We start from the raw sequence: 25,622 nt of genomic DNA, 5'->3' as shown, positions 1-25,622 counted from the left end.
TGCGGCGAAATCCAGCCGCGAGCCTCAGGGGCGAGAGCGGTCCCCGGGCGCCGAGGCGGTCGAGCCGCGCACCACCAGTTCCGGCATGAACACGAACTCGCTGTGGGGCGCGGGCGTCCCGCCGATCTCCTCCAGCAGCGTGCGGACCGCCGCCTGGCCCATCGCCGGGACCGGCTTGCGGATCGTCGTCAGCGGCGGGTCGGTGAAGGCGATCAACGGCGAGTCGTCGAAGCCCACCACGGAGACGTCCTTCGGAACCTCCAGGCCACGCTGGCGAGCCGCCCTGATCGCGCCCAGCGCCATCATGTCGCTGGCGCACACCACGGCCGTGCAGTTCCGCTCGATCAGCGCCGTGGCCGCGGCCTGCCCGCCCTCCAGGGTGTAGAGGGAGTGCTGGACCAGTTCCGTCTCGACGGCCTCGGCACCCAGCCCCAACTGGTCCTGCATGGTGCGCACGAACCCCTCGATCTTGCGCTGCACGGGCACGAACCGCTTGGGCCCCAGGGCCAGACCGATCCGCGTGTGCCCGAGGGACACCAGGTGCGTCACCGCGAGGTTCATCGCCGCGCGGTCGTCGGGGGAGATGAACGGCGCCTGCACCTTCGGCGAGAAGCCGTCGACCAGCACGTACGGCACGCCCTGCGCGCGCAGCCGGTCGTAGCGCTGCATGTCGGCCGTGGTGTCCGCGTGCAGCCCGGAGACGTAGATGATGCCGGCGACACCGCGGTCCACGAGCATCTCCGTGAGCTCGTCCTCGGTCGAGCCGCCCGGCGTCTGGGTGGCCAGCACCGGCGTGTAGCCCTGCCGGGTCAGCGCCTGGCCGATGACCTGGGCCAGGGCCGGGAAGATCGGGTTCTCCAGCTCCGGGGTGATCAGGCCCACCAGACCCTCGCTGCGCTGCCGCAGCCGCACCGGGCGTTCGTAGCCCAGCACGTCGAGGGCGGCCAGCACGGACTGGCGGGTGGTGGCGGCGACGCCCGGCTTCCCGTTGAGGACGCGGCTGACGGTCGCTTCGCTCACCCCCGCCTGAGCAGCGATGTCGGCAAGCCGTGTGGTCACAGCACCGGACTGTAGCGGCCTGGGTTCCGCTTGCACACCGACGGGACGCCTGGTGCGGGCCGGCGCACGGCCCGCTGCGGGTTGCTTGGTCATCGCGGTCCCTCGAAGTCGTGGTCGGCGTCCGATCCGCAACGGATGATTCACCCGGCGGCAACGGATGGCAAGTGCTTGCAGAGTCTTGCACAACTGCCCGACTCCCCGCCGATCAGCCGGAAATCCCCGTTCCGCAACGGTCAGAAGGAGGCCGGGAAGAGGTCACGGCCGGATAACCTTCCGCACCCCTTGCAACTTTTTGCTGCAAGGTCTTTCGCAACTCCTTGCGGCGCGGCTAATCTCACCGACGCCCGGCGGCCAACGGCGCAGTCGGCAGCACGAAACGGGCTTTCACCCTCAAGGAGAACTCATGCGGCGTGGCATAGCGGCCACCGCGCTGGTGGCGTCCCTCGCCCTGGCGGCGACGGCGTGCGGCGGGAGCGACAGCGGCGACGAGGCCGACGGCCCGGTCACCATCACCTGGTGGGACACCTCCAACGCCACCAACGAGGCGCCGGCGTACAAGGCCCTGGTCAAGGAGTTCGAGGCCGCCAACAAGGGCATCAAGGTCAACTACGTCAACGTCCCCTTCGACCAGGCGCAGAACAAGTTCGACACCGCCGCCGGTTCCAAGGGCGCCCCCGACGTGCTGCGCTCCGAGGTCGGCTGGACCCCGGCCTTCGCCAAGAAGGGTTTCTTCCTGCCGCTGGACGGCACCGAGGCCCTCGCCGAACAGGACAGGTTCCAGCCCAGCCTGATCGAGCAGGCGAAGTACGACGGCAAGACCTACGGCGTCCCCTTCACCACGGACACCCTCGCCCTCGTCTACAACAAGGCCCTGTTCAAGAAGGCCGGCGTCGAGGCCCCTAAGACCTGGGACGACCTGAAGAAGGCCGCCGCCACCGTCAAGGACAAGACCGGCGTCGACGGCTACTGGGGCTCCACCCAGGCCTACTACGCCCAGTCCTTCCTCTACGGCGAGGGCACCGACACCGTCGACGCCGACGCCAAGAAGATCACCGTCACCTCGCCCGCCGCCAAGAAGGCCTACGGCACCTGGCAGAGCCTCTTCAAGGGCAAGGGCCTGCACAAGGCCGACACCACCGCCGACGCCTACGCCCACATCCAGGAGGCGTTCGTCAGCGGCAAGGTCGCCTCGATCGTCCAGGGCCCGTGGGAGATCACCAACTTCTACAAGGGCTCGGCCTTCAAGGACAAGAACAACCTCGGCATCGCCACCGTCCCGGCGGGCTCCACCGGCAAGGCGGGCGCCCCGACCGGCGGACACAACCTCTCCGTCTACGCCGGCTCCGACGCGGCCCACCAGAAGGCCTCGCTGAAGTTCGTCAACTTCATGACCTCGGCCAAGGCCCAGGAGACCATCGCGCTGAAGAACTCCACGCTCCCCACGCGCGAGGACGCCTACACCGCCGAGGTCAAGGCCGACCCCGGCATCGCCGGCTACCAGGGCGTGCTGTCCTCCGCCCAGCCGCGCCCGGCGCTGCCCGAGTACAGCTCGCTGTGGGGCCCGCTCGACGACGAGCTGATCGAGATCGCGGGCGGCAAGGAGTCCCTGGACAAGGGCCTCGGCGACGCCGAGACCGCCATCACCAAGCTGGTGCCGGACTTCTCCAAGTGACCGCCGCGTGGCTGCCGGGCCCCGGTCACGGGAAGGGGGCCCGGCAGCCACCGGCCCGCGTCTGCGCCTGCGTCTGCGGCCGCGCTTGCGCCTGGGCAGCCCCCTTGACCTCCTTGAACCTCCAGAAGGTGTCGAACCATGACCGTCGTCATCGACCGAGCGACCGGCAAGCGGCGCGGTGAGCGGGAACCGCGGCCCGGGCCGGGCCGGCGGCTGAAGCACGGCTTCCACAAGCACTGGTACGCCTACGCGATGATCGCCCCGGTGGTGATCGTCCTCGGCGTCCTCGTGCTGTACCCGCTGGCGTACGGCCTGTACCTCACCCTCACCGACGCCACCAGCCTCAACACCGCCCGCACGATCGGCGTCAACGAGATCGACGCCACCTACCGATTCATCGGCCTGGACAACTACGCCGACATCCTGTGGGGCCCGACCTCGTACGACCGCTTCTGGTCGCACTTCCTGTGGACCGTCTTCTGGACGGCGGCCTGCGTCACCCTGCACTACGGCATCGGCCTCGGGCTCGCCCTGCTGCTCAACCAGAAGCTGCGCGGCCGCACCCTCTACCGGATGATCCTGGTCCTGCCCTGGGCCGTGCCGACCTTCGTCACCGTCTTCGGCTGGCGGTTCATGCTCGCCGACGGCGGCGTCATCAACTCCGGCCTGGACTTCCTGCACCTGCCGACACCGCTCTGGCTGGAGGACACCTTCTGGCAGCGGTTCGCCGCGATCATGGTCAACACCTGGTGCGGTGTGCCGTTCATGATGGTCTCGCTGCTCGGCGGCCTGCAGTCGATCGACGCGAGCCTGTACGAGGCGTCCGAGATGGACGGCGCCGGCGCCTGGCAGCGGTTCCGGTACGTCACCCTGCCCGGCCTGCGGTCCGTCAGCACCACGGTCGTGCTCCTGGGCGTGATCTGGACCTTCAACCAGTTCGCCATCGTCTTCCTGCTGTTCGGCAACACCGCCCCGGACGCCCAGATCCTCGTGACCTGGGCCTACCAGCTGGGCTTCGGACAGCAGCCGCGCGACTACGCCCAGTCCGCCGCCTACGGGATCCTGCTCCTGTCCATCCTGATCGTCTTCACCTCCTTCTACCGCCGCTGGCTGAACCGCAACGAGCAGCAGCTCGCGATCTGAGGCAGGAGTCCGAAATGAGTACGACCACCGTCGAGACCTCCGCCGCGGCCACCGGGCGGCGCCCCGCCGGCGCGCCCCGCGCGGTCCGCCGGCGCGGCGAGCACAGCCGCGCGGCCTCCCTCGTCTCGCACGCCATCCTGGTCGGCGCGAGCCTGATCGCGCTCTTCCCGATCGCCTGGCTGGTCTTCCTGTCCCTCGGCCCGGACAAGGACGACTACCTCCACCCCGGGCGCATCTGGGGCAAGATGACGTTCGACAACTACACGTTCGTCCTCAAGGACACGAGCTTCTTCGACTGGCTGACGAGCACGCTGGTCGTGGTGCTGGGCACCACGCTGATCGGCGTCGTCGTCGCGGCGTCCACCGGCTATGCCGTCTCCCGCATGCGGTTCCCCGGCTACCGGAAGCTGATGTGGGTGCTGCTCGTCACCCAGATGTTCCCGATCGCGGTACTGATCGTGCCGATGTACCAGATCCTCTCGGATCTGCAGCTCATCGACAGCTACCTTGGTCTCATCCTTGTCAACTGCACCACGATCGTGCCGTACTGCGCCTGGCTGATGAAGGGCTATTTCGACACCATCCCGTTCGAGATCGACGAGGCCGGACGCGTCGACGGGCTGACCCCCTTCGGCACGTTCGCGCGGCTGATCCTGCCGCTGGCCAAGCCGGGCCTCGCGGTCGCGGCGTTCTACAGCTTCCTCACGGCCTTCGGTGAGGTCGCGTTCGCTTCGACGTTCCTGCTGAGCGACGACAAGTACACGTTTGCCGTCGGTCTTCAGACGTTCGTGAGCGAGCATGACGCGCAGCGGAACCTGATGGCCGCGACGGCTGTGCTGATCGCGATACCGGCTGCTCTGTTCTTCTACCTCGTGCAGAAGAACCTGGTGACCGGGCTCACGGCGGGCGGCACGAAGGGGTGACCTCCGCTTGTCGACCGGCTGCGGGTCCGTCGTGGCTGGTCGCGCAGTTCCCCGCGCCCCTTAGGGCGCTGCCGATCCGCCCTCCAGAATCCCGGGGTGGCCGCGGTGCCCATCCGGCCCCGCTTGTGCCGCGGCCGCCTCGTCACCCACCCCACGCTCACATGACCACACCTCTGTTACGCATCAAGGACGACATGAGCCAGCACTCAGCCGCACCTGCCCCCACCCCCACGTCCGCCGTGGCCGTCGCCAAGCGTCGCGACTGGTGGCGGGACGCGGTGATCTACCAGGTGTATCCGCGCAGCTTCGCCGACAGCAACGGCGACGGCATGGGCGACCTGGAAGGTGTCCGCACCCGCCTGCCGTACCTGCGCGACCTCGGCGTGGACGCCGTGTGGCTCAGCCCCTTCTACGCCTCGCCGCAGGCCGACGCCGGCTACGACGTCGCCGACTACCGGGCCGTCGACCCGATGTTCGGCAACCTCCTGGACGCCGACGCGTTGATCCGCGACGCCCACGAGCTGGGCCTGAGGATCATCGTCGACCTCGTGCCCAACCACTCCTCCGACCAGCACGAGTGGTTCAAGCGGGCCGTCGCGGAGGGCCCGGGCTCCCCGCTGCGGGACCGCTACCACTTCCGCCCCGGCAAGGGGAAGAACGGCGAACTCCCGCCCAACGACTGGGAGTCGATCTTCGGTGGCCCGGCCTGGACACAGGTCCCCGACGGTGAGTGGTACCTGCACCTCTTCGCCCCCGAGCAGCCCGACTTCAACTGGGAGCACCCGGCGGTCGGCGACGAGTTCCGTTCCATCCTGCGCTTCTGGCTGGACATGGGCGTCGACGGCTTCCGGATCGACGTCGCCCACGGTCTGGTGAAGGCGGAGGGACTTCCCGACCTTGGATCCCATGACCAGGTGAAGCTGCTGGGCAACGATGTCATGCCGTTCTTCGACCAGGACGGGGTGCACGAGATCTACCGGCAGTGGCGGCTCATCCTCGACGAGTACTCGGGGGACCGCATCTTCGTCGCCGAGGCGTGGACGCCGACCATCGAGCGCACAGCCAACTACGTCCGCCCGGACGAGCTGCACCAGGCCTTCAACTTCCAGTACCTCAGTACCCACTGGGAGGCCGCGGAGATGCGCGAGGTCATCGACCGCACTCTGGACGCCATGCGCCCGGTCGGCGCCCCCGCCACCTGGGTCCTGTCCAACCACGACGTGACCCGGCACGCCACCCGGTTCGCCAACCCGCCCGGTCTCGGCACCCAGCTCCGTCTGGCCGGCGACCGGGAACTGGGCCTGCGCAGGGCCCGCGCCGCGACCCTGCTGATGCTCGCGCTGCCCGGCTCCGCCTACCTCTACCAGGGCGAGGAGCTGGGGCTTCCGGACGTCGTGGACCTGCCGGACGAGGTGCGCCAGGACCCGGCGTACTTCCGGGGCGCGGGCCAGGACGGCTTCCGTGACGGATGCCGGGTGCCGATCCCCTGGACCCGGGCCGGGTCGTCGTACGGCTTCGGTGACGCGGGCAGCTGGTTGCCGCAGCCGGAGGGCTGGGGCGAGCTGAGCGTCGAGGCGCAGACCGGTGAGCCGGGCTCGACCCTGGAGCTGTACCGGGCGGCGCTCGCCGTGCGCCGGGAGCAGCCGGACCTCGGCGCCGGCGCGTCCGTGGAGTGGCTGCGGGCGCCCGAGGGCGTGCTGGCCTTCCGGCGCGGGGAGTTCGTGTGCGTCGCGAACACCACCGGCGAGTCGGTGGCGATGCCGGCGTACGGCCGGGTGCTGGTCGCGAGCGGGGAGATCGTCCAGGTCGACGACGAGGCGAAGGTGCCCGGCGACACCACGGTGTGGTGGACCACCGCCTGACCATCGTCTGATCCACCGCCTGATTTTCCGTTGAATTTCGCACGGCCCGCTGCCCTTCGGGGCGGCGGGCCTTTACCATCTGCGTCACCGCAAGGTTTCTGAACCTTGCAGCAAGAACCGTCAACAGTCCTTCAACGAAGAAGGAAAACCCCACATGGCACGCAGACACCTCGCCGCCGCCGCGCTCGCCGCGGCTGTGGTTGTCATGAACCCGACTAGTGTGCAGGCCTCCCCACCTGGCACCAAGGACGTCACCGCCGTCCTCTTCGAGTGGACGTACGCCTCCGTCGCCCGCGAGTGCACCGCCGCCCTCGGGCCCGCCGGATACGGCTACGTCCAGGTCTCCCCGCCCGCCGAGCACATACAGGGCCCGCAGTGGTGGACCTCGTACCAGCCGGTCAGTTACAAGATCGCCGGCCGGCTCGGTGACCGCGCGGCCTTCCGGAACATGGTGAACACCTGCCACGCGGCCGGTGTGAAGGTCGTCGTCGACACGGTGATCAACCACATGTCCGCGGGCAGCGGCACCGGCACCGGCGGCTCGCCGTACACGAAGTACAGCTACCCCGGCCTGTACTCCTCGTACGACTTCGACGACTGCACGAGCCCGATCAGCACCTACCAGGACCGCTGGAACGTCCAGCACTGCGAACTGGTCGGCCTCGCCGACCTCGACACCGGCGAGGACTACGTCCGCAGGGCCATCGCCGGGTACATGAACGACCTGCTCTCCCTCGGCGCGGACGGCTTCCGCATCGACGCGGCCAAGCACATGGACGCCGCCGACCTGGCGACCATCAAGTCCCGCCTGACCGACCCGAACGTGTACTGGAAGCAGGAAGTCATCCACGGCGCCGGCGAAGCCGTCCAGCCCACCGAGTACACCGGCAACGGCGACGTCCAGGAGTTCCGCTACGCCTACGACCTCAAGCGGGTCTTCACCAACGAGAACCTCGCCTACCTGAAGAACTACGGCGAGGGCTGGGGCTATATGAACAGCGGCGTCTCCGGCGTCTTCGTCGACAACCACGACACCGAGCGCAACGGCTCCACCCTCAGCTACAAGGACGGCGCGACGTACACCCTCGCCCACGTCTTCATGCTCGCCTGGCCCTACGGCGCCCCGGACGTCAACTCCGGCTACGAGTTCACCGACCACGATGCCGGTCCCCCGAACGGCGGTCAGGTGAACGCCTGCTGGCAGGACGGCTGGAAGTGCCAGCACAACTGGCCCGAGATCAAGTCCATGGTCGGCTTCCGCAACGCCACGCGCGGCCAGGCGGTCACCGACTGGTGGGACAACGGCGGCGACGCCATCGCCTTCGGCCGGGGCAGCAAGGGGTTCGTGGCCATCAACCACGAGTCCGGCTCCCTGACCAGGACCTACCAGACCTCGCTGCCGGCGGGGACGTACTGCGACGTGCAGAACAACACGACCGTGACGGTGAACTCCAACGGGCAGTTGACGGCCACGCTGCGCTCGAACACGGCCCTGGCGATCCACGCGGCCAAGCCGAACTGCTGAAAGTTCTTTCCAGAAGTTGCAGGACTCTTGCTGTAAGCGTTTCGGCGGCGATACGTTCGCGCGGGGTCGGACCCGAGAGAGCCGCAATCGCAAGGAGTCCACGTCAGTGATACCGAGATGGCCGGTGCCGTCCAGGCGCCGAACCTCCCCTGCCGGACGGGTCGCCGCGGTCACCGCGACCGCGCTGGCCGCAGCGCTCGTCCAGCCTCTCGCCGCCGGGGCGGCCACCCCGCCGGCGCCCCCGTCCGACGCGAAGCTCGCCGCCGAGCCCGCTCGGCACGACGCCACCCGTGAGCAGTTCTACTTCGTCCTGCCGGATCGTTTCGCCAATGGAGACGCGGGCAACGACACGGGCGGGCTGACCGGTTCGCGCCTGTCCACCGGCTACGACCCCGCCGACAAGGGCTTCTACCAGGGCGGCGACCTCAGGGGCCTGACCCGGAAGCTCGACTACATCAAGGGCCTCGGCACCACCGCCCTCTGGATGGCCCCGATCTTCAAGAACCGGCCCGTGCAGGGGACGGGCAGCAACGCCTCCGCCGGATACCACGGGTACTGGATCACCGACTTCACCCAGGTCGACCCGCACTTCGGCACCAACGAAGACCTCGAAACCCTCATCGACAAGGCCCACGCCAAGGGCATGAAGGTCTTCTTCGACGTCATCACCAACCACACGGCGGACGTCGTCGACTACGAGGAGAAGTCCTACGACTACCTCTCCAAGGGCGCCTTCCCGTACCTGACCAAGGACGGCGTGCCCTTCGACGACGCCGACTACGCGGACGGGCGGCGGGACTTCCCCCGGGTCGACAGCGGCTCCTTCCCGCGCACGCCCGAGGTGACCAGGAACGACAAGGTCCCGTCCTGGCTCAACGACCCGACGATGTACCACAACCGCGGCGACTCCACCTTCGCCGGTGAGAGCTCCGCTCACGGCGACTTCGGCGGCCTCGACGACCTGTGGACCGAGCGGCCCGAGGTCGTGCGGGGCATGGAGCGGATCTACCAGCGCTGGGTACGGGACTTCGACGTCGACGGCTTCCGGATCGACACCGTGAAGCACGTCAACATGGAGTTCTGGACGCAGTGGGCCACGGCGCTGGACGCCTACGCGGCCAGGCAGGGCCGTGACGACTTCTTCATGTTCGGCGAGGTCTACTCGGCCGACACGTCCGTCACCGCCCCCTACGTCACCCGGGGCCGCCTCGACGCCACGCTCGACTTCCCCTTCCAGGAGGCGGTCCGCCAGTACGCCTCCCAGGGCGGCAGCGCACAGCAGCTCGCGAGCGTCTTCGGCGACGACTACAAGTACACGACCGACAAGGCCAACGCGTACGAGCAGGTCACCTTTCTCGGCAACCACGACATGGGCCGGATCGGGTACTTCCTGAAGCAGGACGACCCGAAGGCCACCGACGCCGAGCTGCTGAAGAAGGGCCGGCTCGCCAACGAGCTGATGTTCCTCAGCCGCGGCAACCCCGTCGTCTACTACGGCGACGAGCAGGGCTTCACCGGCGCGGGCGGTGACAAGGACGCCCGGCAGAGCATGTTCGCCTCCCGCACCGCCGACTACCTCGACGACGACCTGATCGGCTCCGACCGCACCCACGCCGAGGACGCCTACGACACGAGAGCACCGCTCTACCGCCAGATCAGCGCTCTCGCGGGGCTCCGCAAGGCCCACCCCGCCCTGGCCGACGGCGTCCAGCAGCAGCGGTACGCGGCCGACGGGCCGGGCGTGTACGCCTTCTCCCGCACCGACGCGAAGAGCGGCATCGAGTACGTCATCGCCGTCAACAACGCGGACGAGGCGAGGACGGCGACCTTCGCGACCGGCTCGGCCGGCATGGCCTTCAAGGGCATCCACGGCACCGACGTATCCCTGAAGAGCGACGGCGACAGGAAGCTCACCGTCACCGTCCCGCCCGGCTCGGCGATCGTCCTCAAGGCGGCCGGTCGGCTCGCCGCGCCCGCCACCGAGCCGACGCTCACCCTGAAGGCCCCGGCGGCCGGCGCCACCGGCACCGTGGAGCTCTCCGCCGACGATGGGGGCACCTCCCGCTCGAGCGAAGCCGAGAGTGGGGGAGGCGGCCGGCCGGGCCGGGTCGTCTTCGCCGCCCAGGTCGGCAACGGCAGGTGGCAGACCCTCGGCTCCGCCGACCACGCCCCGTACCAGGTCACCCAGACCATCGCCGGCGACGTACCGCCCGGCACGGCCCTGCGCTACAAGGCGGTCGTGGTCGACTCGGCCGGCCGCACCGCGAGCGCCCTGGCCACCTCCACCACCGGCACCCCGCCCGCCGAGCAGCCGCCCGGCGCCTCCTCCCGCGACCACGCGATCGTCCACTACAAGCGCGCCGACGGCGACTACGCCGACTGGGGCCTGTACGCCTGGGGCGACCTCGCCGACGGCGAGACCACCCAGTGGCCCGACAGCCACCCCTTCACCGGCCGTGACGCCTACGGCGCCTTCGCCTACGTCAAACTCAAGCCCGGCGCCTCGGACGTCGGCTTTCTCGTCATCGACAAGGACGGCGACAAGGATGTCGCCACCGACCGCACGATCGATGTCACGAAGACCGGCGAGGTCTGGATCGAGCAGGGCAAGGAGACCGTCACCACCGAGCGCCCGGACTATCCGGCGCCCGACAGGACCAAGGCCGTCCTGCACTACCACCGTGCCGACGGGAACTACGACGGCTGGGGCCTGCACGTCTGGACGGGCGCCGCGCATCCCACCGAGTGGTCGAACCCCCTGAAGCCGGTCAAGACTGATACGTATGGTGCGGTCTTCGAGGTACCGCTCAGCGACGGTGCCACCAGCCTCAGCTACATCCTCCACAAGGGCGACGAGAAGGACCTGCCCGCCGACCAGTCGCTCGACCTCACGGCGAACGGCCACGAGGTGTGGCTGTTGAGCGGCCAGGAGAAGTACCTGCTCCCGCAGCCGGCGGGCACCTCGGCCGCCCTCGACCTGACCACGTCCAAGGCGGTCTGGGTCGACCGGAACACCCTCGCCTGGAACGGCTCCGAGGCCGCCGCCTCCACGCAGCTGCTGTACAGCCGGGACGGCTCGATCACGGTGAAGGACGGCGCGCTCACCGGCGACGCCGCGTGGCTGCGCCTGTCCAAGAGCGAGCTCACCGACGCCCAGAAGGCGAAGTTCCCGCATCTGAAGGAGTACGACGCCTGGACCGTCGACCCGCGCGACCGCGACCGGGTCCGCGAGGCCCTGCGCGGCCAGGTCGTCGCCACGCAGCGGGCCGTGAACGGGGCTGTGCTCGCCGCGACCGGCGTCCAGACCGCCGGTGTCCTCGACGACCTGTACGACGCGACGAAGGCCGACCTGGGGCCGACGTTCCCCAAGGGCCGCCCCACGCTGTCCGTGTGGGCCCCGACCGCGCAGTCCGTCGCCCTGGAGCTGGGCGGGAAGACCGTCCCGATGCGCCGTGACGACACCACCGGCGTCTGGTCCGTCACCGGCCCGAAGTCCTGGAAGGCCAAGCCCTACCGGTACGTCGTGAAGGTCTGGGCGCCCAGCGCCGGCAAGATCGTCACCAACAAGGTCACCGACCCCTACTCGGTCGCCCTCACCGCGGACTCCGAGCGCAGCCTGGTCGTCGACCTCGGCGACAAGTCCCTGGCGCCGAGCGGCTGGTCGACGTACACCAAGCCCGAGGCCGTACCGCTGCGGGACGCCCAGATCCAGGAGCTGCACATCCGGGACTTCTCCGTCGAGGACAGGACGGCGAAGCACCCGGGCACCTACCTCGCCTTCACCGACAAGGTGAGCGACGGCTCGAAGCATCTGCGCCTGCTGGCGAAGGCGGGCACCTCGTACGTCCACCTCCTGCCCGCCTTCGACATCGCCACCATCCCGGAGCGCAAGGCCGACCAGGCGAGCGTCGACTGCGACCTGGCCTCCTACCCGGCCGACTCGCAGAAGCAGCAGGAGTGCGTCGGGAAGATCGCCGCGAGGGACGCCTACAACTGGGGCTACGACCCGTACCACTACACGGTTCCCGAGGGCTCCTACGCCACCGACCCGGACGGCACGGCCCGCACGGTCGAGTTCCGGAAGATGGTGAAGGCCCTCAACGACGACGGTCTGCGGGTCGTGATGGACGTCGTCTACAACCACACCGCGGCCGCCGGCCAGGAGCGGACCAGCGTCCTCGACCGGATCGTGCCCGGCTACTACCAGCGGCTCCTCGCCGACGGCTCGGTGGCGAACAGCACCTGCTGCGCCAACACAGCCACCGAGAACGCCATGATGGGCAAGCTGGTCGTCGACTCGATCGTCACCTGGGCCAGGGAGTACAAGGTCGACGGCTTCCGCTTCGACCTCATGGGCCACCACCCGAAGGCCAACATCCTGGCCGTACGGAAGGCACTGGACGAGCTGACCCTCGCCGAGGACGGCGTCGACGGCAAGAAGATCATCCTGTACGGGGAGGGCTGGAACTTCGGCGAGGTCGCCGACGACGCCCGGTTCGTCCAGGCCACCCAGAAGAACATGGCCGGCACCGGCATCGCCACCTTCTCCGACCGGGCCCGTGACGCCGTGCGCGGCGGCGGCCCCTTCGACGAGGACCCCGGCGTGCAGGGCTTCGCGTCCGGCCTCCACACCGACCCCAACTCCTCGGAGCACAACGGCACCGAGGCCGAGCAGAAGGCCCGCCTGCTGCACTACCAGGACCTGATCAAGGTCGGGCTGTCCGGCAACCTCGCCGGCTACCGGTTCACCGACACCAGCGGCAAGGAGGTCAAGGGCTCCGAGGTCGACTACAACGGCTCACCCGCCGGCTACGCGGACGCCCCCGGTGACGCCCTCGCCTACGCCGACGCGCACGACAACGAGTCCCTCTTCGACGCGCTGGCCTTCAAACTGCCCGCCACGACGAGCGCCTCCGACCGGGCCCGGATGCAGGTCCTGGCCATGGCGACCGCGACCCTGTCCCAGGGCCCGGCCCTCTCCCAGGCGGGCACCGACCTGCTCCGCTCCAAGTCCCTGGACCGCAACTCCTACGACAGCGGCGACTGGTTCAACGCCGTCCACTGGAACTGCGCGGACGGCAACGGCTTCGGCCGCGGACTGCCGATGGCGTCCGACAACGCCGCCAAGTGGCCGTACGCCAAGCCCCTGTTGAGCAAGGTCCGGGTGGGCTGCGAGCAGATCGACGGCGCCTCGGCGGCCTACCGCGACCTGCTGCGGATCCGTACCACCGAGCGGGACTTCTCCCTCGGCACGACCGAGCGGGTGCAGTCCCGGCTCTCCTTCCCGCTGTCCGGCAGGGACGAGACACCCGGCGTGATCACCATGCGGCTCGGTGACCTCGTCGTCGTCTTCAACGCCACCCCCGAGCGGCGGGAACAGCGCGTCCCCGCACTCGCCGGGACCGGCTACCGGCTGCACCCCGTGCAGGCGGCGGGGGCGGACCCTACCGTCAAGTCGGCCTCCTACGCGGCGGAATCGGGCACGTTCGCCGTTCCGGGGCGCACGGTCGCCGTCTTCACCCGGGCCGCCGGATAGCCGCACTACGTTGGGTGGGGCAGGCCGCGACCGACGGTCTGCCCCACCCACGTACGCCCCGAGGGCCCAGTCGAGATGGACGGCAACGGTACGCAGCACAGCCCCGGCACCACCGTGCTGGTCGTGGACGACGTCGCGGCCAGCCGGTACGCCATGGGCGCGGTGCTGAGCCGGGCCGGCCACCAGGTCGTGCCCGTCGCCAGCGGCGGCGAGGCGCTCGTCGAACTCGACGTCCGGCTGCGCGACGGCACCCTGCCCGACGTGGCCCTCGTCGACGTGGGTCTGCCGGACATGAGCGGCTTCGAACTGTGCCGCCGGGTCCGGGCCCGACCGCCCATGGCCGCCCTGCCCGTCGTGCACTTCTCCGCCGCCGCGACCGCGCCCGGCGACCGGTGCCGGGGCCTGGACGCGGGCGGCGACAACTATCTGACCGTGCCCGCCGAGCCCCAGGAGATCCAGGCCGTCGTACGGGCCGCCGTGCGCGGGGCGCGCCGCAGCACGGGCGCCGAGACCGCCGTCCACCGTCTGACCCTGCTGTCCGAGGCCATCGTCACCGTGCAGGCCGCCCGCTGCCCGCGGGAACTCGCCGCCGCGGCCGCCGACGGCGCCGCCCGCCTCACCGCCTCGCCCGCCGTGGTGCTGGTGATCGGCCCGGACGGCGAGCCGTACCGGGGCACGGCCCGGTGCCGTCCCGCGCCGGCGGACACCGGCGCCCACCAGGCGGCGGCACGGCTGGTCACCCGGCTCGCGGAGGGCCGCACGGGCGTCCACAGCACCGTCGTCCCCGCGCCGCTGTGGCCGGCCGGGATGTTCCGGCCGGGCGTCGAGGAGGACGCCCGCCTGACCGTGGCGACCGCCCAGGACGGCCGGACGGCGGTCTGCCTCGCCACCACCGTACGCCGGGCCGCCATCACCGACCCCGCGGCCGACGGGCTGCTCGCCCGCCTCGCCCAGGCCTGTGCGCTGGCCGCCGAGCCGCTGCTGCTGTACCGGGTGGAGCGGCACGTCGCCCTCACCCTCCAGCACAGCTTCCTGCCCCAGCCGCACAAGCTGCCGCATCTGCCCGGCGTCGACATCGTCGTCCGCTACGTGCCCGCCTCCCGGCAGACCGAGATCGGCGGCGACTTCTACGCCGCCCTGCGCACCGGCGACGGCGTGCTCACCGCCGTCGGGGACGTCGTCGGGCACTCGCTGGACGCGGCCACCGTCATGGTCGAGATCCGGCACGCGCTGCGCGCCTACTGCGTGACCGAGAGCGACCCGGTGGTCCTGGCCGGCCGGCTCGACCGGATGCTCCAGCAGTACCACCCGGACATCACGGCCACCGTGTGCCTGGCCCTGCTCGACCCGGGCAGCGGACGGGTGCGGATCGCCAACGCCGGGCACATCCCGCCGCTGATCCTGCGCGACGGGGGCGGTGCCGAGTACGTCGACGTGTGCGGTCCGCTGCTCGGGCTGGGCCTGGAACGGCCCGAGCCGACCGAGCGGTACCTGAAGCCAACCGACCGCCTCCTCATGGTCACCGACGGTCTCATCGAGACCCGCGGCACTCCCCTGGAGACCTCCATGGAACAGCTCCGCACGGCCGCCGCGGACGCCCCGGCCGGCCTCGACCCCCTCTGCGACGTGCTGCTCGGCTGCTTCGGGCGGGACCGGGAGGACGACATCGCGATGCTGGCGCTGCGGCTAGGGTGAGCCCGTTGGCCGCCGCCCAGAACAGGAGTGCTCATGCCGCAGATCACCGTCGACTATTCCGCCGACCTCGCGGACGACTTCGACCGGCCCGGGTTCGCGAAGGCGCTGCACGAGGCGACCGTCGAGATCGCGGCCGCCAGGCCGCCGGCGTGCAAGACCCGGTTCCGCCGGACCGAGGACATCGTGGTCGGGCCCGAGACCGGCGGGCACTCCCATGTGCACGTCCACTTCGCGCTGCTTCCCGGCCGCACCGAGGAGACCAAGGCCCGGCTCACCGAGGCCACCCTGGAATTGCTGCGCACGCATGTGAAGGCCGCCGAGGGGCGCGCGCTGCACGCCTCCGCCGAGGTGCGCGAACTGGACGCGTCCTACCGGAAGTTCGAGAGCTGAGAAGCTGAGAAGTCCAAAGCCGCGCGGCCTCAGGTCGCCAGCGCCAGGAGGCGGCCGGCCAGCTGGGCGAACGGGCCGTCGGCCGGCTCCTCCCGGGCGATGCGGCGCATCAGGGCGCCCATCTCCGCGTCCTGGGCGGCGCTGACCGCGGTGAGCGCGGCGAAGTCGTGGACGAGCTGGACCTCCAGCTCGGCCCGCGGGATGCGCCGGCCGTCCAGCCAGATCAGCGCCGTCGACTCGGCGAGCGAGATCCAGGAACGCACGACGAGTTCCAGCCGCGCGGGCGGATCGGTCACGCCCAGATGCGAAAGGATCTGGACATACGCGGCCTGCCGTACGGAGTCGATCAGCGCGTTGGTCGTCGAGGAGCCGACCGCCGGGCCGCCGCGCATGAGGGCGGAGAAACCGGGGCCGTGCTCGTCGACGAAGTCGAAGAAGCGGCGCATCACACGCAGCAGCCGCGCCCCCAGCGGCCCCTCGTGCGGTTCCACGAAACGGGCCGCGAGATCGTCCGAGGCCCGCTTCAACGCGGCCTCGTACAGGCTGAGTTTGCCGGGGAAGTAGTGGTAGACCAACGGGCGTGAGATGCCCGCGGCGGACGCTATCTCGTCGATCGAGACCTCGTCGGGCGAGCGGCGGCTGAACAGTTCGAGGGCGACGCCGATCAACTGCTGCCGCCGCTCCTCGACTCCCATTCTGCGGCGAACCCCGGTAGTCATGCGAACACCTTACCGATCGATTCCGGCCTTGAACGGATCGGATCGATCAGGGATGTTCACCCGGGGGCCCCGGGCGGGTGCCCGGGGCTGTCGGGTGGGCGCCCGGGGCTGTCGGGTGTGAGCCAGTAGCCGTCGGTCAGCGCAGCCCGCCGATCGATCGCCCGTCCCGCAGCGTGCCCTTCAGTTCGGCCCGCGCTCCCTGCTCGGCCGGCACGGTCAGCAGACTGGTCGGCGACGACCCGGCGGCCCCGCCCTTCGCCCGGACCGACGCGGTCTCCCGGCTGCCGGCGGCCAGCAGATACCAGTCGCCCGCCTTCGACTTCCACAGCACTCCGGCCAGGACGTGCGGCTCACGCGCCCCGCAGGCAGGGACGTTCTCGGCCTTCGCCGCCACCGCCCCGTACGTCCCGCCCGGCGTGTGGAACTGGGCCAGCACCCGCGCCCCGCCGCCCCGCCAGGTCTCGGCCCGGGTGCACACCCACGCGGCCGAACCGCTCGCGTCCGGCAGCGGCTGCTCGTTGAACGCCCAGGCGTTGACGCTTCGCACGCCCGCGGAGCGCGCCGTGGCCAGCGAGCAGGCGAACGGCGCCCAGGTGCGCAGCGCCTTGGCGCCGGACGCCTCCCCCGGGGATCCGGGCCGTCCGGCGGTGAGCCGGGCCGGGACCAGTTCGCCGAGGTCGGTCAGCAGCCGCGTCTTCCTGCCGTCGGTCAGTTGCAGCACGTTCCACGACGTGCACGACCCGGACCGCAGGACCGGGCTGGCCAGCGGCGCGGCCACACCGTCGGTGAGGGTCAGGTCCATCGCGCCGGAGCCCGGCTTCATCAGGTCCCGCTCGCCCACCTCCTTCACCCAAGGGGCGGTCAGATAGCGGACGTTGCCGTCGGCCCGGCCCAGGACCACCGCGCCGGCCTCGGCCCGGCCCGCGCCGTCGACCCGGGCGAAGTCGAGGGCGGCGCCCTGCGTGCCCTCCTTCGGCTCGGCGTACCGGGCGATGCGCAGACCGTCGTAGAGGATCACCACGCGCGCCGCGTCGACCGTCCCCGCGTACAGCAGCTGGGGCGGTCCGGCCGGGCCGCCGGACGCGGTGCCGGGCGTCGCGGAGACCCGGACCGTCTCGCCGGGGCGGGCCCAGACGGCCAGCGCGCGGCGCAGCAGGGCCGAGTCGCCGGTGAGATCACCGCGGGCCGGCCACACCGAGAAGTCGGTGCGCGCCGAGCCGCGCCACGCGGTGGGAGGGACCCGGGTCAGCTTCGCCGGGTCCAGGGCGGCCTGGGCGGCCGGATTGCGCGCGTACGGCGGCGCGGCGGCGCCGTCGGGTCCCCAGCCCTCGCCCGGCAGACCCAGCAGCGCCCCGCACACGAGCAGGGCCGCCCCGGCGGCCAGCGCGGCCTTCAGGTGCTGGCGGCGCCGCATCAGGTCGGTGGGGCGGGCCTGGAGCGAGCAGGGGTCGAACTCGGGGGAGTCGAGCAGCCCGTACTGTGCGGGGACCCCGTCGGCCTCCAGCAGCGCGCCGTCCGCGTCGGCGACGCCCGCGGCCGTGAGCACCTTGCGCACGCCGTCGTCCGTCAGCCGCTCCAGGCCGCGCAGCGCGTAGGCGGCCCGGGCCGGTCCCGACAGGGTGGACAGCCGCTGGTCCAGGGCGAGCTCGTCGGCTCCGCCGGAGCGCGGGAACAGCTTCAGGCCCCACACCTGCGGCAGCACCGGCGGCAGCTGGGACCGCTTCGGCCATGCCCTGCGCTTCAGCGGCAGCCCCGCCTCCAGCGCCGTCCGCAGCACCTGGAGACGGACCAGGGCGTAGCCCGGGTCGCCGTCACGGCCGGTCGACTGGGCCGGGATCACCGGCGCCGGTGTGCGGTTGCGGGGGAGTGCGCGCTGGGTGAGGGCGTGTGCGGTGAGGACGCGCCTGTGGCGGCCCAGGCCCGGCGGCAGCACCAGATAGGCGAGCCGCACGAGCCGCGGATAGTGCTCGACGAGCGCGGCCTCGGCCTGCTCGACATCGACGACCGGGCCGGTGGGGGAGGGGGGCGCGGGGCGCTGGGCGACATCCTGTGACTGCACGTTCAGCAGAACGAGCGAATCGGGGGATGGTCACCTGACAGCGGGCGTCACGCCCCCGGTTGCTCCGCGGGCTCGACGAGCAGCCGGGCGTAGTTCGCCATCGACCGCTGGTAGCGCGGCAGGTGCGGGGCCAGGGCGCCGAGGGCCAGCGACAACGCCTCACGGTCGCGGCCCAGGCTGGACAGGCACAGCGCGAGCGTCGCTCTTACGGGATCGTCCAGCTCGTCGGACGGGGCGTCCAGCTCGGGTGTCAGCAGCGCGACGCCCTCCTCGGCCTGCCCGATGTTCCGCAGCGAGCTGGCCAGCTGGATCTTCGTCCGGCGGGCCTTGTAGGGGCTGACGCCGGCGAGGCCGAGCTCAAGGGCCTCCCGGTAGAGCGGGACGGCCTTGTCCGAGTGGCCCGTGGAGTCCCAGGCGCAGGCCTGCTCGAACGGCCCGTGCGGACTGCCCTCCGGCAGTTCGGCCACGAGGGCGTCGACGTCGGCGCGGAAGCGGGCCTCGTCCTCCTCGGTTTCGGCGTAGTCGTCGAAGCGGTCCCACAGGGCGGCCACGCGATCTTCCCAGTCCTGGTTCACCGGGACACACTCGCACGGACGTGCCCACGCCGGCACCCGAATTTGAGCGCTGCGCCCGCCACAGCCGTATCGAAGGCGAGAGCCTCTTGCCGGGGCTCCGTGCGGCATGCGTCCGGACCGTGCCGTGACAAGGACCGGAGGAACAGATGAGGGTGACCCGACCGATGCTCGCGTTGAGCGGCGCGGTGGCGATACTGGCGCTGGCCGGCTGCGGATCCGGCGGCAAGGACGAGGCGGCCGTGCCGGAGGCGGTGACCGGCAGCCTGGAGCACATCGCGGCAGAGGCCAAGTGCAAGCCGAACATGCAGACCGACGCCGACGAGATCCGCCAGGCCCTCTGCAAGAAGGGCAAGGAGAAGTACGTCCTCGCGACCTTCGCCACCGACCGCGGCCAGCGCGAATGGCTGAACAGCGCCAAGGACTACGGCGGCTACTACCTCGTCGGCCGCAAGTGGGTCGCCGTCGGCCAGGAGAAGACGGTCACGGCGCTCCAGGGCACCCTCGGCGGGACCATGGAGGAGGGCTCCGAGCACATGAACCCCGGCGGCAGCCACAACAAGGGCGGTCACGACGGCGGCAGCAGCCATCACGGCTGACCGCGCGGGCGGAAACGGCAAGCGAAAGCCGGCGGTGGGAAATCCCACCGCCGGCTTTCTGCCGTTCTCACTGCGTGAGGACTACTGGCAGTCCTCGCCGCTGTTGATGCACTGGACCATCTCGTTCATCACGTTGTCGTCGAAGAAGTTGATGAAGTCGTTGTGGTCCGTGATCGGCTTGTGCAGCTGCTCCGGGAAGGAGTCCACCGCGAACGGGTTCTGGACCTGCCCGTTCTGGATCTGCGGCGCCGGGACGTCGTAGACCAGGCGGACCTGGAGCTGGGGGATGGCCTTGAAGCCGTTCGAGCAGCTGCCGTCCGCCTCCACGAAGTCCACGTGGGTGCGGTGGTTGGCGCTGTCGATGTTCTGGCCGTCCCAGCAGCTCTGGAAGTTGGACGTCCGCACCACGCTGCTGCCCTCGGGGCAGATCGGGTACTTGTCCGTCACCTGCCGGTCCTCGAAGCCGGTGCAGCTCCAGGAGGTGTTGGCGTTGTTCAGGCCGTTGGTGAAGGACTTGGCGTCACCCGTGATGATGCGCAGGGCCTTCGGCATCGCGACCACGTCGCTCGTCCGGTTGCCGACGAACTTCAGCTGCGCCTCGGCGGGCCGGACGATCTTGCCGACGTTGCTGTCCTGACCGCCACCGGGCTGGCCCTGGTCGGCTTCCTGCGTGCCGTCCTGGATACGGATGACGGGCCAGAAGTACGTCGACTTGTCGCCCTGGTTCTGGCAGGAGGTCTGGCCGCCCGCCAGGTCCTCGTCGCTCGCGAAGGCGTTGTTGTTCTGGTTGCCGACGTAGTCGTGCTGGTGCTGCGCACCGTTGGAGACACCGGGCGCCACGATCACGTTGTCCGAGTTGCGGTTCGCGTTCTCGTTGGTGCCGCAGTTCGTGGTGAAGGTGCCGGTGGAACCGCCGTCGCCGTTCGCGGCGAGGCCGTTCGGCAGGTTGCGGGAGTTGGGCTGGACGTCCTCGATGTTGATGAAGTCGTCCGCCACCGGGCCGTTGCCGGCCTGACCGCCGTTGCCGCCCTGACCCTGGTCCTGGCCGTTGTCACCGCCCTGGTCCTGACCGCCCTGGTCCTGGCCGCCCTGGTCCTGACCGCCGTCCTGGTTCTGGTCCTGGCCGTCCTGGTTCTGGCCGTCGTTGTTCTGACCGTCCCCGGCGTTGCCGTCGTTGGTGTTCGCGTCGGCGGCCATGCCCTTGCACTCGGCCATCTGGGCGAGGTTGTCCGGGGCCTGTCCGCCCACCCGCCGGATGTTGATGCCGATCCGGTCGATGGCCGCGGTCCGCTTCGACTTCAGCGGGCCGAGGATGGCGTTGTCGACGAAGCCCGAGTCACCGGCCTGGGCCTGGCGCGTGGAGGCGAGGCGGCTGTAGGCCTCGCTGATCTGCTTGTCGAGGTTCGCCAGCTCCTTGTCCACCCCCTGGCGGGCGCCGTCCGGCACATCGGTGAGCTGCTGTCCGACGTCCGGACACTGGATCGTGGCGATCTGTGCGCCCGCGGACTTCGTCTGGTTCGCCGAGTTCTCCTCATGCGCCGAGGCGTAGAAGTTTGCCCAGATCAGCCCGCCCCCACCGAGCGCTAGGGCCGCCGATGCGGCTATGGCCTTGGTGGCCATCGGCGTCCGGCGTTTTCTTGTGTTGCGTCCCATGGAACTCCTCTGACTTCCTTTTTCGGGGGCATCGAGGCGCCCGACAGGAGTGAAGCGGCTCCCATCCATACGGAGGCCGTCCCAGGGGTGTTCAGATGTCCCGGAAATTGATGCGAGATTCGTGAGGGAGCTGTGTTCTCAACAGCCCCTTGCGCACCGGGAGTTGTTGATCCCCGACCGTGGGTGAACAAGCCGGGCCGATATCACCGGCCGTGGTCGAGATACGCGAGAACCGCCAGCACACGCCGGTTGTCGTCGTCCGAGACCTCCAGTCCCAGTTTGGCGAAGATGTTCGCGGTGTGCTTGGCGATCGCCCGTTCCGTCACGACCAGCCGGCCCGCGATCGCGGCGTTGGACCGGCCCTGCGCCATCAGCTCCAGCACCTCCCGCTCCCGGGGCGTCAGCCGGGCCAGCGGACGGTCGTCGCCCGACTGCCGCGCCAGCAGCTGCTGGATGACCTGCGGATCCATCGCCGTACCACCGGCGGCGACCCGCCGCACCGCGTCCACGAACTGCTCGGCGTCGAACACCCGGTCCTTCAGCAGGTATCCGACACCGCCTCCCCCACGCTCGGCTCCGCTCGCGCGGGAGGTGCCCCCATCGTCGGCGAGCAGCTCCCGCGCGTACAGCTGCTCCACGTGCTGGGAGAGCACCAGCACCGGCAGCCCGGGCCGCTGCCTGCGGGCGTCCAGCGCGCACTGCAGCCCCTCGTCGGTGTGCGTGGGCGGCAGGCGTACGTCGACCACGGCGACGTCCGGCTCCAGCTCGGTCAGCGCGGCGGCCAGTTCGGGACCGGACTCGACGGCCGCCGCGATCTCGAAGTCGTGCGCCCGGAGCAGCCGGACGAGTCCGTCGCGCAGCAGGAAGAGGTCTTCGGCTAGGACAACGCGCAAGGGATCTCCATGGTGACCATGGTGGGACCGCCCGCGGGACTGCCGACGGCCAGGACGCCGTCGAATGTACCCAGTCGCCGCTCGACCCCGGCCAGCCCCGAACCGGCCCCGATCACCGCACCTCCCTTGCCGTTGTCGGTGACGGTCGCCCGCAGATGGCCGTCCGCATGGTGCAGGTCGACCCAGATCCGGTCGGCGCCGGAGTGCTTCACGGCGTTGGTGAGCACCTCGCTCACGGCGAAGTACGCGGCCGACTCCACGGGCGCCTCCGCCCGCCCGGGCAGGTCGACGTTCACCTCGGTGGCCACCGGCAGCCGCAGCGCCAGCGCCCGTACGGCGTCGCCCAGTCCGCGCTCGGCCAGGACCGGCGGATGGATGCCGCGCACCAGCTCGCGCAGTTCGGACAGCGCCTCGACCGAGGACCTGCGGGCCTGCGCGATCAGCTCCTTGGCCTGGGCCGGGTCCTTGTCGAGGAGCGCCTCGATGGTGCCCAGGTCCATGCCGACCGCGACCAGCCGGGCCTGGGCCCCGTCGTGCAGATCCCGTTCGATGCGCCGCAGTTCGGCGGCGGAGGTGTCGACGGCATCGCGTCGCGTCTCGGTCAGGACCCGCACCCGATCGGCCAGTTCGCGCTGGTTCGAGCCCAGGACGGCCTGGGTGAGCCGGAAGTGGACGTCCAGCAGCGGCGGGGTGAGGAACCGCGCGAAGGAGAGGACGACCAGGCCCAGGGCGGCCGCACCGAACGCCGACACCTGCCCGGTGACCTTGACGAACCCGTACCAGTACCCCTCGGGAGAGACCCGCCACAGCCCCGCCGCGAGCGCGAACCCCTCCAGCGGGTACAGCCACAGCATGGCCGGCAGCAGCGCGGTGACGAACCCGGCCGTCATGTCGACCGGCAGCCACCTCAGGTCCCGCCAGGTCGCCGGGTCGCGCAGCATCCCGAAGGTGCGCGACCACGGATTGGCGTCCTTCGGCAGCGGCCGGTACGCCGGAGGTATCCGCACCCCGCCCCACTGAGCCGCGAGCTCCCGCCGCCAGTTCGCGAACGCCCGCACCCCGTTCAGTACGTACGGCGTCGTGACGAGCCCGATCCCGATCGGGATGAGCGCCATGGACACCAGGGACAAGGTGAAGCACAGCACCGCCCCCGGCAGGGAGACGAGGGCGACCCCCAGCCCCCGCACCGCGGCGAGTGCGAGGCCCCGCCCCTTCGTACGCCCGTTGCCGCTCTTCGTGTCGATGGTCATGGCGTCAGTCTCGCCGAGCGGGGGTGCGGGGTCACTGGGCCGGAACACCCGGTCACGGGGTGGTGTTACGTACACCTCCGCCGGCTGCGAGCACCTTCGCCTCCACCTCCGGGTCCAGGCCCGAGCGCGGCCGGTCCGGGCGCTGGGGCGCCACCCCGCCGATGTCCTGGAGCCACCGCCAGGTGTCGGCCACGGTCTCCTCGACGGGCCGGCAGCTCAGCCCCGCCGCGACCGCCTTCGAGACGTCCCTGTTGTGCAGACCGTCGTGCAGGTCACTGCCCGGCGGCACCCACACCGGCAGCTCGGTCCACGGCTGGATGCCCGCCTGGAGGATCACCTCCGGCTCGGTCCACCGGAGTTCGGCCGCGCCGCCGGTGACCGTCACGCAGGCGTCCAGCAGCTCGCCCATCGTGGTGTGGCCCTGCGGACTGACGAGGTTGTACGGCCCGCTCAGCTCCCGCTCCGCCGCGTGCAGGACCCACTCGGCCAGGTCACGGACGTCCACGTACTGGATGGGCAGGTCGCGCGGGCCGGGTGCCAGCACCGGGCCGCCGCGCGCCGTGCGGGCCAGCCACCAGGGCAGCCGGCCGATGTTCTCGTAGGGGCCGAGGATCAGCCCAGCCCGTACGAGCACCGACCGGTCCTCGCCGAAGGCGTCCAGCACGGCCAGTTCACCACCGAGCTTGTCCTGCGCGTACGCGGTCTGCTCCGCGTCGGCCGAGGCGCCCTCCACCAGCGGCGCGTCCTCGTCGTACCCGGCGGGCCGGCCCCACGCGTACACCGAGCAGCTCGACACGTACACGTACCGGCGGGCGCGGCCCCGCAGCAGCCGCGCCGCGTCCCGCACCGCGCGGGGCGCCGCCGACCAGGTGTCGACGACGACGTCCCACTCGCCCGGGTCCTCGGCGAGGGCGGCCAGACCGCCGGGCTCGGTGCGGTCGCCGAGCAGCGAGCGCACGCCCGGCGGCGCCTCGTGCCGCCCCCGGTGGAAGACGGTCACCTCCCAGCCCCGCCCCAAGGCCGCCTCCACGACGGCCCGGCCCGCGAACTCCGTACCGCCCAGCATCAGAAGTCTCATGCCGTCGACTCTGCCCGCCGGGGCGGCGGTACGGAACGCGCTTCTGCCGTCAGCAGACGGGCGGGCACCAGCGGCTCAGCCGCCCACGGCGGGTACGTACTTGTAGCCGACCCGGCGCACGGTGCGGATCGTGTCGCGGTGCTCGGCACCGAGCTTGCGGCGCAGGCGGGCGATGTGGACGTCGACCGTACGGCCGTCGCCGACGTGCCCGTAGCCCCACACCGTGCCGACCAGCTGGTCGCGGGTGTGCACCCGGCCCGGATGCGCCACGAGGTGGGCCAGCAGCTCGAACTCCAGATACGTGAGGTCGAGCGGCCGCCCGGCCACCTGGGCGGTGCGCTGCACGGTGTCGACGCGGATCGGCTGCTCGCCGCCCGGCTCGGAGCCCGCGGGAGTCGTGGGGGTCGTGGGGCCTTCCGGGCGGGTGGCCTTCGGCAGGTCCGGCACCGCCACCGGGAACGGCGGTTGCTGGTCGGCCGGGACGAGCACCAGATAGCCGATCATCGGCGGCCGGCCGGGGAGCGTGGGCAGGGTGTGCTGCGGCGCCGGCAGCCAGGTGGCGCCCGGGGGCAGCAGGTCCGCGACCGTCACCACCTCCTCCCGGTCGACGGCGCGCAGCCGGTGCCGGGGCCCGGTGGCCGACGGGGCGTTGAAGGAGGCGGCGGTGGACAGGGAACGAGTGGTCGCCATGAGAGGTCAGCTCTTTCGCGCGAGGAGTTCGTCGGAAGGTCGACGGCCGCGAGTTCGTGGTCGGGCTCGCCGAGGACGTACGCGGTTCGCGCTGGCCGAAGGCCGGGGTGTACGGCTTTAGAGGGCCGGCGCGTTCGTCGCGCGGCAACACACCCGGTCGAAGTCGTGGTCCTGACGGGACGGCCAGAAGGGCTCGAGGTCATGGCGACCCGTCGCGGTGTGCTTCTGGTAGCTGGCCATGGGGCCATTGAAGCAGACCGGTGCCGGGTACGGGGACCCTCCTCTCACAGCGTGGACACCCGCC

The 25,622-nt window shown here is 70.9% G+C and carries 19 protein-coding genes; 9 read left to right on the top strand and 10 right to left on the bottom strand.

Annotated features, from left to right (window positions below; translation table 11 throughout):
- Positions 1–24: 24 nt before the first annotated feature.
- Positions 25–1,059, bottom strand: a complete 1,035-nt coding sequence (locus QF034_RS11125) for a LacI family DNA-binding transcriptional regulator (RefSeq protein WP_307174783.1) — start codon at positions 1,057–1,059, stop codon at positions 25–27.
- Positions 1,060–1,462: 403 nt separating this feature from the next.
- On the opposite strand from QF034_RS11125, the gene QF034_RS11120 reads away from it, so the two are divergent.
- The 8 genes from QF034_RS11120 (at position 1,463) to QF034_RS11085 (ending at position 15,805) form a co-directional block, all read left to right on the top strand.
- Positions 1,463–2,731 carry an extracellular solute-binding protein gene (locus tag QF034_RS11120; RefSeq protein ID WP_307174782.1) on the top strand — a complete coding sequence of 423 codons (1,269 nt, stop codon included), beginning with the start codon at positions 1,463–1,465 and terminating at the stop codon, positions 2,729–2,731.
- 138 nt (positions 2,732–2,869) lie between these two features.
- On the top strand, positions 2,870–3,874 hold the full coding sequence (locus tag QF034_RS11115; protein ID WP_307174781.1) for a carbohydrate ABC transporter permease: 1,005 nt from the start codon (positions 2,870–2,872) through the stop codon (positions 3,872–3,874).
- Positions 3,875–3,888: 14 nt separating this feature from the next.
- Positions 3,889–4,797, top strand: coding sequence for a sugar ABC transporter permease (locus tag QF034_RS11110; RefSeq protein WP_307174780.1), 909 nt, complete (start codon positions 3,889–3,891; stop codon positions 4,795–4,797).
- A 194-nt stretch (positions 4,798–4,991) separates the two neighbouring features.
- On the top strand, positions 4,992–6,659 hold the full coding sequence (locus QF034_RS11105) for a glycoside hydrolase family 13 protein (RefSeq protein WP_307174779.1): 1,668 nt from the start codon (positions 4,992–4,994) through the stop codon (positions 6,657–6,659).
- Between the two features lie 154 nt (positions 6,660–6,813).
- On the top strand, positions 6,814–8,184 hold the full coding sequence (locus QF034_RS11100) for an alpha-amylase (RefSeq protein ID WP_307174778.1): 1,371 nt from the start codon (positions 6,814–6,816) through the stop codon (positions 8,182–8,184).
- Positions 8,185–8,290: 106 nt separating this feature from the next.
- Complete coding sequence (gene pulA, locus QF034_RS11095) at positions 8,291–13,720, top strand: pullulanase-type alpha-1,6-glucosidase (protein ID WP_307174777.1); 5,430 nt, start codon at positions 8,291–8,293, stop codon at positions 13,718–13,720.
- Positions 13,721–13,795: 75 nt separating this feature from the next.
- Positions 13,796–15,415, top strand: coding sequence for a fused response regulator/phosphatase (locus tag QF034_RS11090; RefSeq protein ID WP_307174776.1), 1,620 nt, complete (start codon positions 13,796–13,798; stop codon positions 15,413–15,415).
- Between the two features lie 33 nt (positions 15,416–15,448).
- Positions 15,449–15,805 carry a 5-carboxymethyl-2-hydroxymuconate Delta-isomerase gene (locus tag QF034_RS11085; protein ID WP_307174775.1) on the top strand — a complete coding sequence of 119 codons (357 nt, stop codon included), beginning with the start codon at positions 15,449–15,451 and terminating at the stop codon, positions 15,803–15,805.
- Between the two features lie 29 nt (positions 15,806–15,834).
- On the opposite strand, the gene QF034_RS11080 is transcribed toward QF034_RS11085, so the two are convergent.
- The 3 genes from QF034_RS11080 to QF034_RS11070 all read right to left on the bottom strand — a co-directional run bounded on the left by QF034_RS11080 (position 15,835) and on the right by QF034_RS11070 (position 19,158).
- Entirely contained in the window at positions 15,835–16,524 is a 690-nt protein-coding gene (locus tag QF034_RS11080; protein ID WP_086560674.1) for a TetR/AcrR family transcriptional regulator, read from the bottom strand.
- Between the two features lie 136 nt (positions 16,525–16,660).
- Positions 16,661–18,583 (bottom strand): hypothetical protein, encoded by a 1,923-nt coding sequence (locus tag QF034_RS11075; protein ID WP_307174774.1) that lies wholly within the window; start codon positions 18,581–18,583, stop codon positions 16,661–16,663.
- 47 nt (positions 18,584–18,630) lie between these two features.
- Positions 18,631–19,158, bottom strand: coding sequence for a tetratricopeptide repeat protein (locus tag QF034_RS11070; RefSeq protein ID WP_307174773.1), 528 nt, complete (start codon positions 19,156–19,158; stop codon positions 18,631–18,633).
- 146 nt (positions 19,159–19,304) lie between these two features.
- Between QF034_RS11070 and QF034_RS11065 the strand changes: the two genes are divergently transcribed.
- Positions 19,305–19,754: a hypothetical protein gene (locus QF034_RS11065; protein ID WP_307174772.1), complete on the top strand. Its 450-nt coding sequence runs from the start codon at positions 19,305–19,307 to the stop codon at positions 19,752–19,754.
- Positions 19,755–19,835: 81 nt separating this feature from the next.
- Here QF034_RS11065 and QF034_RS11060 read toward each other — a convergent pair whose 3' ends face one another.
- From QF034_RS11060 to QF034_RS11035, 6 genes are all read right to left on the bottom strand, one after another.
- The gene (locus QF034_RS11060; RefSeq protein WP_307174771.1) at positions 19,836–21,407 is read right to left on the bottom strand and encodes a DUF1996 domain-containing protein; all 1,572 of its coding nucleotides are present in this window, start codon (positions 21,405–21,407) and stop codon (positions 19,836–19,838) included.
- 203 nt (positions 21,408–21,610) lie between these two features.
- Entirely contained in the window at positions 21,611–22,300 is a 690-nt protein-coding gene (locus QF034_RS11055; RefSeq protein ID WP_307174770.1) for a LuxR C-terminal-related transcriptional regulator, read from the bottom strand.
- A complete protein-coding gene (locus tag QF034_RS11050) occupies positions 22,285–23,550 on the bottom strand; it encodes a sensor histidine kinase (protein ID WP_307174769.1) in 1,266 nt (421 codons plus the stop codon). Before QF034_RS11050 ends, QF034_RS11055 begins: the two co-directional genes overlap by 16 nt.
- Positions 23,551–23,602: 52 nt before the next feature.
- Entirely contained in the window at positions 23,603–24,628 is a 1,026-nt protein-coding gene (locus QF034_RS11045; protein WP_307174768.1) for an NAD-dependent epimerase/dehydratase family protein, read from the bottom strand.
- Between the two features lie 75 nt (positions 24,629–24,703).
- On the bottom strand, positions 24,704–25,318 hold the full coding sequence (locus tag QF034_RS11040) for a winged helix-turn-helix domain-containing protein (protein ID WP_307174767.1): 615 nt from the start codon (positions 25,316–25,318) through the stop codon (positions 24,704–24,706).
- Positions 25,319–25,435: 117 nt separating this feature from the next.
- Positions 25,436–25,558: a hypothetical protein gene (locus QF034_RS11035; protein ID WP_010037077.1), complete on the bottom strand. Its 123-nt coding sequence runs from the start codon at positions 25,556–25,558 to the stop codon at positions 25,436–25,438.
- Positions 25,559–25,622: the final 64 nt, after the last annotated feature.

The sequence above is a fragment of the Streptomyces africanus genome (genome assembly GCF_030816955.1).
GTDB classification, from domain to species: Bacteria; Actinomycetota; Actinomycetes; order Streptomycetales; family Streptomycetaceae; genus Streptomyces; species Streptomyces africanus.
This window is presented reverse-complemented; position numbering and strand designations above follow the sequence as displayed.

Bases quoted from the DNA above. Each gene is read 5' to 3' on its own strand.
- QF034_RS11120 (WP_307174782.1), top strand. From the start codon at position 1,463: ATGCGGCGTGGCATAGCGGCCACCGCGCTGGTGGCGTCCCTCGCCCTG.
- QF034_RS11115 (WP_307174781.1), top strand. From the start codon at position 2,870: ATGACCGTCGTCATCGACCGAGCGACCGGCAAGCGGCGCGGTGAGCGG.
- QF034_RS11110 (WP_307174780.1), top strand. From the start codon at position 3,889: ATGAGTACGACCACCGTCGAGACCTCCGCCGCGGCCACCGGGCGGCGC.
- QF034_RS11105 (WP_307174779.1), top strand. From the start codon at position 4,992: ATGAGCCAGCACTCAGCCGCACCTGCCCCCACCCCCACGTCCGCCGTG.
- QF034_RS11100 (WP_307174778.1), top strand. From the start codon at position 6,814: ATGGCACGCAGACACCTCGCCGCCGCCGCGCTCGCCGCGGCTGTGGTT.
- QF034_RS11090 (WP_307174776.1), top strand. From the start codon at position 13,796: ATGGACGGCAACGGTACGCAGCACAGCCCCGGCACCACCGTGCTGGTC.
- QF034_RS11085 (WP_307174775.1), top strand. From the start codon at position 15,449: ATGCCGCAGATCACCGTCGACTATTCCGCCGACCTCGCGGACGACTTC.
- QF034_RS11080 (WP_086560674.1), bottom strand. From the start codon at position 16,524: ATGACTACCGGGGTTCGCCGCAGAATGGGAGTCGAGGAGCGGCGGCAG.
- QF034_RS11065 (WP_307174772.1), top strand. From the start codon at position 19,305: ATGAGGGTGACCCGACCGATGCTCGCGTTGAGCGGCGCGGTGGCGATA.
- QF034_RS11060 (WP_307174771.1), bottom strand. From the start codon at position 21,407: ATGGGACGCAACACAAGAAAACGCCGGACGCCGATGGCCACCAAGGCC.
- QF034_RS11050 (WP_307174769.1), bottom strand. From the start codon at position 23,550: ATGACCATCGACACGAAGAGCGGCAACGGGCGTACGAAGGGGCGGGGC.
- QF034_RS11045 (WP_307174768.1), bottom strand. From the start codon at position 24,628: ATGAGACTTCTGATGCTGGGCGGTACGGAGTTCGCGGGCCGGGCCGTC.
- QF034_RS11040 (WP_307174767.1), bottom strand. From the start codon at position 25,318: ATGGCGACCACTCGTTCCCTGTCCACCGCCGCCTCCTTCAACGCCCCG.
- QF034_RS11035 (WP_010037077.1), bottom strand. From the start codon at position 25,558: ATGGCCAGCTACCAGAAGCACACCGCGACGGGTCGCCATGACCTCGAG.